Annotated in this window: 10 protein-coding genes and 1 tRNA gene; 2 read left to right on the top strand and 9 right to left on the bottom strand. The window is 64.6% G+C overall.

From position 1 onward, the window contains the following. Positions 1-106 precede the first annotated feature (106 nt). Positions 107-544, top strand: coding sequence for a DUF6766 family protein (locus ACRYLT_RS10740; RefSeq protein WP_482664088.1), 438 nt, complete (start codon positions 107-109; stop codon positions 542-544). A 111-nt stretch (positions 545-655) separates the two neighbouring features. Here ACRYLT_RS10740 and nadA read toward each other — a convergent pair whose 3' ends face one another. From nadA to ACRYLT_RS10710, 6 genes are all read right to left on the bottom strand, one after another. Then, positions 656-1,657 carry a quinolinate synthase NadA gene (gene nadA / locus ACRYLT_RS10735; protein WP_482664087.1) on the bottom strand — a complete coding sequence of 334 codons (1,002 nt, stop codon included), beginning with the start codon at positions 1,655-1,657 and terminating at the stop codon, positions 656-658. Between the two features lies 1 nt (position 1,658). Further along, positions 1,659-2,384, bottom strand: coding sequence for a DUF4230 domain-containing protein (locus tag ACRYLT_RS10730; protein WP_482664086.1), 726 nt, complete (start codon positions 2,382-2,384; stop codon positions 1,659-1,661). Continuing rightward, positions 2,366-3,232 carry an MBL fold metallo-hydrolase gene (locus ACRYLT_RS10725; RefSeq protein ID WP_482664085.1) on the bottom strand — a complete coding sequence of 289 codons (867 nt, stop codon included), beginning with the start codon at positions 3,230-3,232 and terminating at the stop codon, positions 2,366-2,368. The genes ACRYLT_RS10730 and ACRYLT_RS10725 overlap by 19 nt, the downstream gene beginning before the upstream one ends. A gap of 70 nt (positions 3,233-3,302) precedes the next feature. After that, positions 3,303-4,550, bottom strand: coding sequence for a M56 family metallopeptidase (locus tag ACRYLT_RS10720; RefSeq protein ID WP_482664084.1), 1,248 nt, complete (start codon positions 4,548-4,550; stop codon positions 3,303-3,305). Then, complete coding sequence (locus ACRYLT_RS10715) at positions 4,547-4,915, bottom strand: BlaI/MecI/CopY family transcriptional regulator (protein WP_482664083.1); 369 nt, start codon at positions 4,913-4,915, stop codon at positions 4,547-4,549. Before ACRYLT_RS10715 ends, ACRYLT_RS10720 begins: the two co-directional genes overlap by 4 nt. 197 nt (positions 4,916-5,112) lie before the next feature. Then, positions 5,113-6,132: a fatty acid desaturase gene (locus ACRYLT_RS10710; RefSeq protein ID WP_482664082.1), complete on the bottom strand. Its 1,020-nt coding sequence runs from the start codon at positions 6,130-6,132 to the stop codon at positions 5,113-5,115. Between the two features lie 680 nt (positions 6,133-6,812). Here ACRYLT_RS10710 and ACRYLT_RS10705 point away from each other — a divergent pair. Further along, entirely contained in the window at positions 6,813-8,417 is a 1,605-nt protein-coding gene (locus ACRYLT_RS10705) for a GNAT family N-acetyltransferase (RefSeq protein WP_482664081.1), read from the top strand. Between the two features lie 347 nt (positions 8,418-8,764). Here the strand turns inward: ACRYLT_RS10705 and ACRYLT_RS10700 are convergent. The 3 genes from ACRYLT_RS10700 to rpsA all read right to left on the bottom strand — a co-directional run bounded on the left by ACRYLT_RS10700 (position 8,765) and on the right by rpsA (position 11,140). Continuing rightward, positions 8,765-8,850, bottom strand: a tRNA-Leu gene (locus ACRYLT_RS10700). Between the two features lie 100 nt (positions 8,851-8,950). Continuing rightward, positions 8,951-9,229, bottom strand: a complete 279-nt coding sequence (locus ACRYLT_RS10695) for an integration host factor subunit beta (protein ID WP_482664080.1) — start codon at positions 9,227-9,229, stop codon at positions 8,951-8,953. A gap of 207 nt (positions 9,230-9,436) precedes the next feature. Further along, positions 9,437-11,140, bottom strand: a complete 1,704-nt coding sequence (rpsA, locus tag ACRYLT_RS10690; protein ID WP_482664079.1) for a 30S ribosomal protein S1 — start codon at positions 11,138-11,140, stop codon at positions 9,437-9,439. Positions 11,141-11,440 lie beyond the last annotated feature (300 nt).

The raw sequence follows: 11,440 nt of genomic DNA, 5'->3' as shown, positions 1-11,440 counted from the left end.
AGAATAGCTACTGGCTTCGGGCCGCCGAGTCACGCCCCAGCAGAGGAGGATGCAACCCGACGATCCTCGGCGACGTTACGGCTCCCGAACGACCGCGGAGATTGTCATGAGACGCTATGCCTATGGGTGGATCACGCTGCTCTTCTTTCTCGTCTCGATCGGACTTCACTGGCTGTTCGGCTGGTATGCCTTCGTCGAGGATTCGGCCGAACATGGCCAATCCGCCGAGCTGTCGACCTATCTCGTCGAGATGGGCCGCGACACGTTCGAAAACTGGCAATCGGAGTTCCTGCAGCTGATCTGGCAGGTCGTCGGCCTGGCCTATTTCCTTTATGTCGGGTCGCCTTCATCCAAGGAGAATGACGATCGGATGGAGGCCAAGATCGACGCCTTGCTCCGGATCACCGGCGGCGAGGACGGGCAGAAGCTGATCGACGGGTTGGATGAGCATTATATGCGCCATCAAGGCCATGCGAAGCCGCACGCCCATGAAACGGAACTGGCAAAGTCCGGGGGCAGCAATGTCAGGCATGTCGCCGCCTGATGGCGAGGTGGGGGTGGGACCGGGTTGCCCGCGCTCCGGGAGCTCGGGGCTACCGGCGCCAGCGCCGGTAGCCCGCTCCGCAACGAGTGTCAGTCGCCGAGGGCTCCTGCCTCAGGCGCCTTCAAGGACCGGCCGGCCGACATCGCCCTTGCCGACCGTGTTTCCGGCCAACTCCAGCATCCGGTCGAGCGACTTCTTGGCGCGAAGGCGAAGTCCTTCCTCGATCTCGATCCGCGGCTCGAGGTCGCGGAGCGCGATGTAGAGCTTCTCCATCGTGTTGAGCGCCATGTACGGGCACATGTTGCAGTTGCAGTTCCCGTCCGCGCCAGGCGCTCCGATGAAGGTCTTGTGGGGCGCCGCCTTCTGCATCTGGTGGATGATGTGCGGTTCGGTCGCGACGATGATCTGGTCCGACGGCGAACCGAGCGCGAATTTCAGGATCGCCGATGTCGACCCGATCTCGTCGGCATGGTCGAGGATGTGCGGCGGGCATTCCGGATGAGCAAGGACCGGAGCTTGCGGATATTCGGCCTTGAGCTTCAGAAGCTCGGTTTCCGAAAAGGCCTCGTGGACGATGCACACGCCCGGCCACAGCAACATTTCGCGCCCGGTCTTGCGGGCAAGCCAGCCGCCGAGATTCTTGTCCGGGCCGAAGATGATCTTCTGATCCTTGGGGATCTGGGCGAGGATCTGCTCTGCGGACGAGCTGGTGACGATGATGTCGCTTAGCGCTTTCACCTCGGCCGAGCTGTTGATGTAGGTCAGGGCGATATGGTCCGGATGGGCCTCGCGGAACGCCTTGAACTGCTCGGGCGGGCAGGAATCCTCAAGGCTGCAGCCGGCATCCATGTCGGGGAGGACGACGATCTTGTCCGGCGACAGAATCTTGGCCGTTTCGGCCATGAAGCGGACTCCGCAAAAGGCAATGACGTCGGCATCGGTGGCCTGCGCCTTGCGGGAAAGATCGAGACTGTCGCCGACGAAGTCGGAAATGTCCTGGATCTCGGGGGTCTGGTAATAATGGCCAAGAATGACGGCATTGCGCTCCTTGCGCAGCCGATCGATCTCGGCGCGGAGATCGAGACCCTTCAGAACCGGATTGAGTGCGTTCATTTCATTCCCCCTGGTCGCGCCGCGGCGGACCTGCCTGCCGGTCCTGGACGACCTCGTTGATCCTGCGCGGGCGATCCAGGAAGGTGGATTCTTCCCTGCCCGCCGGATCAACGAACCGAACGACCACGCTGGCGTCGATCCCCGCTGCTCGAAGCGGCATGGCGAAACTCCTCGCCACCATCCGCATAGCCGAGTTTCGCGCCAGGTCCGTCGGAGTCCGAGCACGGGCCTGTCGCATCAGTTCGTCCTGGGCGCTCCGGGTGTTGGCCTGATCGAGCGTCCGTTCGGCATCGGTGAGCGCCATCAGCATGCCGCCCTCCGAATATTCCTGAACCTCATTCAGATCGATCTGCGGACCCGAAATTTCAAGAGGGGGAAGAGTGACGGTAAGCGTTCTCGTTGCCTCGTCCCAGCCAAGGTCCTGCCTTCGCAACCGAGCCAGATCGACGCCGTAGCGCACCGTTCCCGGCATGATCAAAGTCTTGCGCGCCGTCAGCCCGAAACGCGCCTCGCTCGCCGTCGCGACCGCGACGAAGCGCGCGACAAGACTTGTCAGCCGCTCCTGATCCCGAACCGAGAGCAAGGTTGAATTGGCAATGGCGAGCGGATCGGGCGCCGGCGCCCGGCTTTCGCCGCCGCGCAGAAGGAAGCCGGCCAGGGTGCCGAGCAGGAGCGCGACGACCGGCGGGACGATGAGGACCAGCCGCTTCAGCCGGCGAGAGACCATCGGTCCCCGTCCCGCCGAACGAGGCCCCGCCGCTCGAGATCGACGAGATGGGCAAGAACCGAGCGCCCTGCGGCCGGGTGAAGGCGCGGATCGACGTCGCGATACATGTTTTCGACCATGGCGGCGATCCGCCCCTGCCCGCCATTCAGTTGAGCAAGGATCTGCTTCTCGCGCATGCGGCGATGCGCCATCAGCGCCCGAACATGCGAGTGCGGCTTTTCCACCGCCGGTCCATGAGCGGGAAGGTATCGCCGATCGGGCCGTCGGAGCAAAGCTTCCAGGCTTTCCATGTAGGCGGTCATGTCGCCATCGGGGGGAGCGATCACGGTCGTCGACCAGCCCATGACATGATCGCCGGTGAACAGGAGCCCGCTTTCTCCCAAGGCGAAGCAGAGATGGTTCGAGGTATGGCCGGGAGTCGCTACCGCCTCCAGGCTCCAGTCCCCGCCTTTCACGGTTTCGCCATGCTTCAGCACCCGATCGGGGGCATAGTCGAAGTCGAAGGCGGCGTCCGCGCGCGGCCCCTCATCCTCGAGCGCAAGCGGCGCGCAGCCGACGATCGGCGCTCCGGTCGCCGAGGCCAGCGGCCGGCTCGCCGGGCTGTGATCGCGATGGGTGTGCGTGCAGAGGATCGCCACGACCCGCTCGCCAGCAGTTGCGGAAAGCATCGCCTCCACATGTTCGGCGAGGTCCGGACCAGGATCGATCACGGCGACCTCCCCGCGCCCGACGATATAGGTCTGGGTACCGGAATGGGTGAATGGCGAGGGATTGCCGGCAAGCAGCCGCCGAACCTTCGGGTGCACCTCTTCGACGATGCCGGTGGGCCAATCCTCCATTACCGGCATGTGGCACCGGCGAACCGGAAAATGAAGAGACCGGCAGGTTTCCAGCTTCCTGCCGGTCTCGAGCGACCGTCTACTGCCCCCTAACGCGGGCGATCTCGCGGTCGAGGGCCGCCGTCATGCGTTCGCGATGCTCGGCACTGAGATGACGATCCTGAGCGAGGCGATCGCGGGCGCGCTGGAGCATCGCGAGCCGCTGGCCGGGAGCCGCCCCGTCGCCGCAAAGCAGAATTCGGGCGCGCCGATCGCCATCCCGTTCGTCGACATCGGCGAGTGCCTCGCCGCCTTCGCAGCCCTCCGGAGGGACGATCTCGCCATTCTCGCCCCGGCGAAGGGCGAAGGTGCCGGTATGAGAGCGTTCTCCGGCGCCCTCGCCTGCCTTTTCGATGATGAGGATGCGGCTACGCTCCCTGCCCTCTCCTTCCGCATGCGGGTGGGCGAGTCCGGGGCTGCCGAGCGTCGCACTCACCCCTGCGATCAGGAGCAAGGCGGCGGCGCCGCCGACGGTGCGCAAGCGGCTGCTGTTGTGGCTTTTCATCATTCTCAATCTCCGTTTGAGTTGGCCGACATGATTGAGCGGGCAGGCCGCGATCAGGCCATGGCGGCTGGCGGACTTGATCATCGCTTGGGCATAAGCCTGCCGCTCCTCGGCTCCGGCCCGGGCGGTCACCTTCTCGTCGCAGGCCAGCTCCTGATCGGCTCGAAAGGCGCGATAGGCCAGCCAGGCGACCGGATTGAACCAGTTGATCGACAGAATGAACAAAGCGGCCAGGTTGAACCAGATGTCGCCGCGGCCGTGATGGACGGCCTCGTGCTCCAGCGCGAGGCGCTGCTCTTCAGGCAGATAGCGGGTCTGGAAATCGATTGGGACGACGATGCGCCGGTCGAGCAGGCCGACCGCCACCGGCCCCTGGACGGCCCCACTCTCGACCAGCGGCAGGCCGCAATGCCCGCCCAGGCTGCGCGAAGTGAGGCTGAGGCGGGTCAGGAAAGCCCGGTAGAGCAGCCATTGCCAGACGACGAAGCCAACCGCGCCACCGGCCCAGAGCGCCAGCAGCAACGGCACCCAAGCCTCCGCTCCGCTTCCTTCGGGCGAACCGGCCATCTCGCCGACGGGCACGATCACCGCCAGCGGAGGAAGCAGGGACAGGTCGGCGCCGAGCGCGGGCAAAGGCGGCATGATCAAGCGCAGCGCCGGCAAGGCCCACAAGGCATAAGCCGGGCCGGCGCCAAACAGCCGAGCGACGGGCTGGCGGATGGCGAGCACGAGCAGCATCGTCACGCTGGCCCAGAGCATGTTCTCGAAGAACCAGACGGTCACGATTTGAGCGCCTTCAGAAGCGCCTCGATCTCGGCAATGTCTCGATCGGTGAGGCTGTCGCGCTCGGCGAGATGGGCGACCAGCGGCGTCACCCGTCCGGCGAACAGGCGATCGAGCAGCCGCCGAGATTCCTGAGCGACATAGTCCTCGCGAGCGATCGCGGGGCGATAAAGGTAACGGCGCCCATCCTCCTCATGGACGAGCGCCCCCTTGGCGAGCAGGCGCGACAGCAGGGTCTTCACGGTTCGAATGCTCCAGCTGCGCTCGGCCGGCACTCGCTCGGCCACCTCGGCCGCAGTCAGCGGCGAATCGTGCCAGAGCACCTCCATGATCTCATGCTCGGCTCCGGAGATTCGTTCAGCCACGGTCGTCCCACGCTTCGTTACCTGGGGAGACTACAACTGTAGTCTAATCAATGAACGGAGGATGAACCTTGACGCTGCGGGAGTGAGCCGGCGCCGGTCAGGAGGGTCGCGGCTCAAGGCGCCACCACTTTCCAGGTGAGACACGCTTCGGCTCGCTTCAACGAGTCAGCGCGCAACTTCACTCGGCCTGAGCCCGGTCAGACCCTCACCTTCCTGAACGGAACGAGCCTTCGCTGATCCTCGTCCCACAGCGCCAGCCGGGCCAATCCGAGGCTTTGACGAAGCGTTATCCTGTTCGTCGCGGCAATCTCCGGCCGGTCCCGGAGCACCTCGGTCAGCCGATAGAAGGGTATTCGGCTGGCAAGGTGGTGTAGATGATGGATCCCGACATTGGCGGTGAACCAGCGCAGCACGGCCGGCAAGGCGTAGTGGGAACTACCCCGGAGCGCGGCCTCGTGGAAAGTCCACTGCTCCTCGTCGTCCCACAACGTGTTCTCGAACTGATGCTGTACGTAGAACAGCCAGACGCCCAGCGCGGCGGCCAACAGCAGGATCGGCAGCTGCACGAGGAGAAAGAGCTTGAGGCCGATCAGCCCGATCAACGCCGCCGCAACAGCGGCGATTGCGGCGTTCGTCCCGAGCGCGCTGGCCCAGCCCCGCCACCCGCACCTCATCGAGCCGAGGGGAAGTCGATGCCGGAGAACGAACATGTAGGCGGGGCCGAGGCCGAACAGGACGAGGGGGTGGCGATAAAGGCGGTACAAGGCGCGCCCAAGTGGGCTCCGGGCCCGGAATTCGGCCACCGTCAGCGTATCGATGTCCCCCACTCCGCGGGCCTGGAGGTTGCCGGTTCCGGCATGATGCAGGGCATGCGAGCGCCGCCAGCTGTCATAGGGCGTGAAGGTGACCACGCCGAGGACACGGCCAACCCAGTCGTTGGTGGCCCGCCGCCGGAAAAAGGCGCCATGCCCGCAGTCATGCTGGATGAGAAAGAGGCGGACAAGGAAGCCGGCGGCCGGCGGCACGAGGAGCAAGCCCCAATGAAGACCAGCCCGCAAGCTCAGCCAGATGATCGTCCACAGAAGCACGAACGGCACGGCCGTGACGGCAAGCTCCAACAGGCTGCGGCGGATTTTCGGCTCCCGATAGGCAATGAGATCGCGAAGCAGGTTACGGGCACTGTCTCCGCCGGCGGCAGGCGAACTGGGGGTAGGCAAGCAGGATACTTTCAAACAGCGGTCGGTCCGGCTCCTCTTGAAAGAGGGAAGCCGCGGATCGATTGGGGTTCGACGGACGAACGCATAGCCGAGGACTTGGTCGCATCATAGCGGCTGTTTGCACGCTGCCGTCGCGCCGCTGCACGAAGGCGACGGGCAGCGAAGCGACGCAGGGTTCGAAGCCCCTTCGTCGCGTCTCTGGCCTATTCGCCGGAGGTTCGGCCGCCCTGTCACGGCTGACGCAAAGGGGTGAATGAGATGGTCTTCAGCCTTTCTCGGCTCACTTCCGCTTCTCCTGGCGGCCAGGCTCCACTTGCTATCCCCGGAACGAATCTGAGATGGCGACCCGGACGAACGGGACCTTCCCGGACAGTGGCTGCAACGATGGCGGGCGCAGCGTGAACGCGCCGCCTCAAGCGCTGCATCCGCTTTCGTCGACAGCCTGTCTGGTGTCCACGGGCGGGGTGCGCCGTCCTGGCGGTCGCGGCGGTCTGCCCGAAAGTCGGCACAACAGGCCGCAGCGGAGGCCAAAGCAGCCGAAGCCGTGGCAAGGATGGCACCGGTCCGCCCGGCGCCCAGCGAAGCCGAGCGGGAAGCTCGCCCGGGACGCGCGCCATGCCGCCCGAAAGAGCCGCAAATAGGCTGCGAGGCCTTGTCACGACAGAAGAAGGAACGTGCTGGTGCCAAGAAATACCCCCGCCCGCCTCGAGGTCCGGCTTGCCCTTCCCTCGGACGTGCCCGAGATCCTGGCGCTGATCAGCCGGGCCTATCCCGGATTTGGAAGTTATAGCCCCGGCCAGATACTGGGCCAGATCAACAATTTTCCCGAAGGCCAGTTCGTCGCCGTGCTGGAGGGGGCGATTGTCGGTTACTGCGCCTCGTCGAGGATCGACGAAGCGATTGCACTGGCGCCGCACGACTGGACCACGATCACCGGCAACGGCTTCGGCAGCCGTCACGATCCGACCGGCGAATGGCTTTACGGCATCGAGATGGCGGTGGACGACCGTCAGCGCGGTCTTCGGATCGGCAAGCGCCTGTACGAAGCGCGCCGTGCCCTCGCCGAGCGACTGGAACTGCGGGGTATCGTGTTCGGCGGCCGGATGCCCAATTATGCGCGCGCGAAATCGAAGGTCGGAGGCCCGGAAGAATATCTCGCCCAGGTCCAGGAGGGCAAGCTGCGCGATCCGGTCGTCGGCTTCCAGCTCGCCAACGGCTTTACCCCGATCGGCGTGCTTCGAAACTATCTGCCTTTCGACAAGGCCTCCGGCGGTTTCGCCGCGCACATGGTCTGGCGGAACCCCTATGTCGACCCGAGCGAACCGCCGGCCTTCCGAGTGCCCCGCGATGTCGAGAGCGTCCGGCTGGCCACCGTCCAGTTGCAGGCCAGGGCGGTCGCCGACTTTGCCGAATTCGTTCAGAACGTCGAATATTTCGTCGATGTGGCGGCGGACTATCGCGCCGACTTCGTCGTCTTTCCCGAGCTGTTCACGATGTCGCTCCTGTCGTTCGAGACTGAATCGCTTTCGCCGATGGAGGCGATCGATCGAATGACGGATCATCGCGCGCCGATCGTCGCCGAGCTTTCGCGAATGGCGCTGCGCTACAACATCAACATCGTCGGCGGCTCCCATCCGACGCGGACGGAGGACGGCAGCGTCCAAAACGTCGCCTATGTCTGCCTGCGCGACGGCTCGGTCCATGCACAGGAGAAGATTCACCCGACTCCCAACGAAGCTTATTGGTGGAAGATCAAGGGCGGCAGCTCCGTCGATGTCATTCAGACCGACATTGGCCCCGTGGGGGTGCTCATCTGTTACGACAGCGAATTCCCGGAGCTGGCGCGCCGCCTCGTCGACGAAGGCGCAAGAATCATCTTCGTCCCGTTCTGCACCGACAACCGTCAGGGCTATATGCGCGTGCGCTACTGCGCTCAGGCCCGGGCGATCGAGAATCAGTGCTTCGTCGTCCTGTCAGGCAATGTCGGAAACCTCCCCGGCGTCGACAATATGGACGTCCAATACGCCCAGTCCTGCATCCTGACGCCGTGCGACTTCCCCTTCGCCCGCGACGGGATTGCGGCGGAGGCGAGCGAGAATATCGAGACTCTGACCATCGCCGACGTGAATCTCGCCGACCTCACCTGGGCGCGCGCGGAAGGAACCGTGCGCAACCTGTCGGACCGGCGCTTCGACCTTTACCGGATCGACTGGAATCGCGGGACTCGCGGCGAGGACTCGCGGGAGGCCCCGCCGATGGGCACAAAGGCACCGGGCGGAGGCTGACGCTGGCTTGAACGGCCGCATTTCGCCGGATCCTCCCCAGAAAAGCGCCTCCCTCGGGCGGCCGGACGCGCCTTTGTCGATGCCTCCGGCGGATGCTCCCCGACAAGCGTTCCCCGGACGCGCCTTTGTCGATGCCTCCGGCGGATGCTCCCCCGACAAGCGTCCCCCGGACTCGCCTTCGTCGATGCCTCCGGCGGATGCTCCCCCGACAAGCGTCCCCCGGATGCGCCTTTGTCGATGTCTCCGGCGGATGCTCCCCCGACAAGCGTCCCCCGGACGCGCCTTTGTCGATGCCTCCGGCGGATGCTCCCCCGACAAGCGTCCCCCGGACGCTTGTCGGGGGAGCATGGTGCGGACGGCGGGACTTGAACCCGCACTCCCCGAGGGGAAGAAGATTTTAAGTCTCCAGCGTCTACCGTTTCGCCACGTCCGCACGTGAACCTGCTCGCCGATAGCGAAACTCGTGCTGAGAAAGAATGTGCTCGATCGAAGAAGCCTGCAACCCGAGGGCTGCGGTGCCTCGACTCACGCCGTCAGACGTTGAGGCGCTCGCGCATTTCCTTGCCGGGCTTGAAATAAGGCACGCGCTTGGCGTCGACGTCGACCGGCTCGCCGGTGCGCGGGTTGCGGCCCTTGCGGGCGTCGCGGCCGCGAGTCGAAAAGGCGCCAAAGCCGCGAAGTTCGACTCGACCACCTTTCTGGAGCTGCTCGATGATCGAATCGTAGAAGGCGGCGACGACCCGCTCCACCTCCTTGAGGGTGAGGTCCGGATAGTCTTCGCAGAGCTTCTGAACGAGTTCGGATCGGATCACGGCTCCCCCTCCCATTTAGAAAAATCGAGGTCCGAACCGATGCCGGACCGCTTCGTCGCAACCCCCGAATACGACGCCGCTGATCTGGGTTAGTCGCACCGATGCCGGGAAATTGCAATAACGTGCGTTGCGGAATTCCGTGTAATTAAAGTGGCTAAGGAAAAGGGCGAATACGGTAGTACCCGCATTCGCCCTCTTTTACCTTGATCAGCTCTGACGCTGCTTGAGCGCTTCACCGAGAATGTCGCCCAGCGACGCGCCCGAATCGGAGCTGCCATATTGGGCCACCGCCTGCTTCTCCTCGGCGATCTGGAGCGCCTTGACGGAGAAGTTGGGCTTCTTCGAACGGTCGAAGCCGATCACCATCGCGTCGAACTTCTGGCCAACCTGGAAACGCTCAGGGCGCTGCTCGTCGCGATCGCGGCCAAGGTCGGTCCGCTTGATGAAGCCGGTCGCGCCATCGTCGCCGACCTGCACCTCGAGCCCGCCATCCTTGACCTCGAGAACGGTGACGGTGACGACGTCGTTCTTGGAGACTCCGGCCGAGCCCGTTCCGCCTTTCGCAACACCGCCGCGCTCGAGCTGCTTCATGCCGAGGCTGATTCGCTCCTTCTCGACATCGACGTCGAGAACGACCGCCTTCACGACCTCGCCCTTGTGGTGAAGGTTGAGCGCTTCCTCGCCGGTAACGCCCCAGGCGATGTCCGACATGTGCACCATCCCGTCGACATCGCCGTCGAGACCGATGAACAGGCCGAACTCGGTCGCATTCTTGACCTCGCCCTCAACCTCGGTTCCGACCGGATGCCTTTCGGCGAAAGCGGCCCAGGGATTGGCCTGCGCCTGCTTGAGTCCGAGCGAGATACGACGCTTTTCCTCGTCGACCTCGAGCACCGCCACGTCCACTTCCTGGCTGGTCGAGACGATCTTGCCCGGATGCACGTTCTTCTTGGTCCAGCTCATTTCGGAAACGTGGACCAGGCCTTCAATGCCCGGCTCGAGCTCGACGAAGGCGCCATATTCGGTGATGTTGGTGACACGGCCGCGGAACACGCCGTTGATCGGGTATTTGGCGGCGGCGCCTTCCCACGGATCGCTTTCGAGCTGCTTCATGCCGAGGCTGATCCGCTGAGTCTCGCGGTTGATGCGGATGATCTGAACGCGGACCGTGTCGCCGATATTGAGCACCTCGGACGGATGGCCGACGCGCTTGTAGGAGATGTCGGTGACGTGGAGCAGGCCGTCGATTCCGCCCAGGTCGACGAAGGCGCCATAGTCGGTGATGTTCTTGACGACGCCGTCGACAACCTGACCCTCGGTCAGTGACTGGATCAGGCCGGAACGCTGCTCGGCGCGGGTTTCCTCGAGAATGGCTCGGCGGGAAACGACAATATTGCCGCGACGACGATCCATCTTCAGGATCTGGAAGGGCTGCGGAATGTCCATCAGCGGGCCCACGTCGCGAACCGGACGGATGTCCACCTGGCTGCCCGGAAGGAAGGCGACGGCGCCGCCCAGATCGACGGTGAAGCCACCCTTCACTCGGCCGAAGATCACGCCTTCGACGCGATTGCCGGCGGTATATTCGGTTTCCAGCTTGTCCCACGCGGCCTCGCGACGGGCGCGGTCGCGGCTCAGCATGGCCTCGCCGCTCATATTTTCGATCCGGTCGACGAACACTTCGACCTTGTCACCGACATTGAGCTCGGCCTTCTGGCCCGGCGCAGCGAATTCGCGAAGCGGCACCCGGCCTTCGCTCTTCAGGCCGACGTCGATGACGGCCATGTCGTTTTCGATTCCGGTGACGGTGCCGGTGACGACCCGGCCTTCGAACGATTCGTTCTCGCCGCCGAGCGATTCATTGAGGAGAGCCGCGAAATCGTCGCGGGTGGGAAATGCCGTGGTGGCCAAATCAAATACCTTCACAATACCGGTCCGCTCCGCGTTTCTTCTCTTCGGACGCGGGCCGGGCCAGAGTGTTGCCGCCGCGCCGGCCCCATGCCGGTGCGGCATCCGCTGGACGCGTGGAAGCGGAAGGTCCATCCAAGCAAAAAGGCGCGTCAGGGGACGGCCATGCCGGTCCCCAACGCGCTCGCCTTTCAGGCATTCCGCGAGCCGAACGCCCGCTGGACGAGCGCGCATATAAGGCACAGCCGATACTTGGGCAAGGGAGAGCCGGGCGGAGGTGGCAAGGCGAAGCACGGCGCGACC

This window comes from Sphingosinicella sp. SM1-17 (assembly GCF_056821765.1).
This window is presented reverse-complemented; position numbering and strand designations above follow the sequence as displayed.

What these genes read in the sequence shown, in the direction of transcription:
- ACRYLT_RS10740 (WP_482664088.1), top strand. Translation starts at nt 107, where the DNA reads ATGAGACGCTATGCCTATGGGTGGATCACGCTGCTCTTCTTTCTCGTC.
- nadA (WP_482664087.1), bottom strand. Translation starts at nt 1,657, where the DNA reads ATGAACGCACTCAATCCGGTTCTGAAGGGTCTCGATCTCCGCGCCGAG.
- ACRYLT_RS10730 (WP_482664086.1), bottom strand. Translation starts at nt 2,384, where the DNA reads ATGGTCTCTCGCCGGCTGAAGCGGCTGGTCCTCATCGTCCCGCCGGTC.
- ACRYLT_RS10725 (WP_482664085.1), bottom strand. Translation starts at nt 3,232, where the DNA reads ATGCCGGTAATGGAGGATTGGCCCACCGGCATCGTCGAAGAGGTGCAC.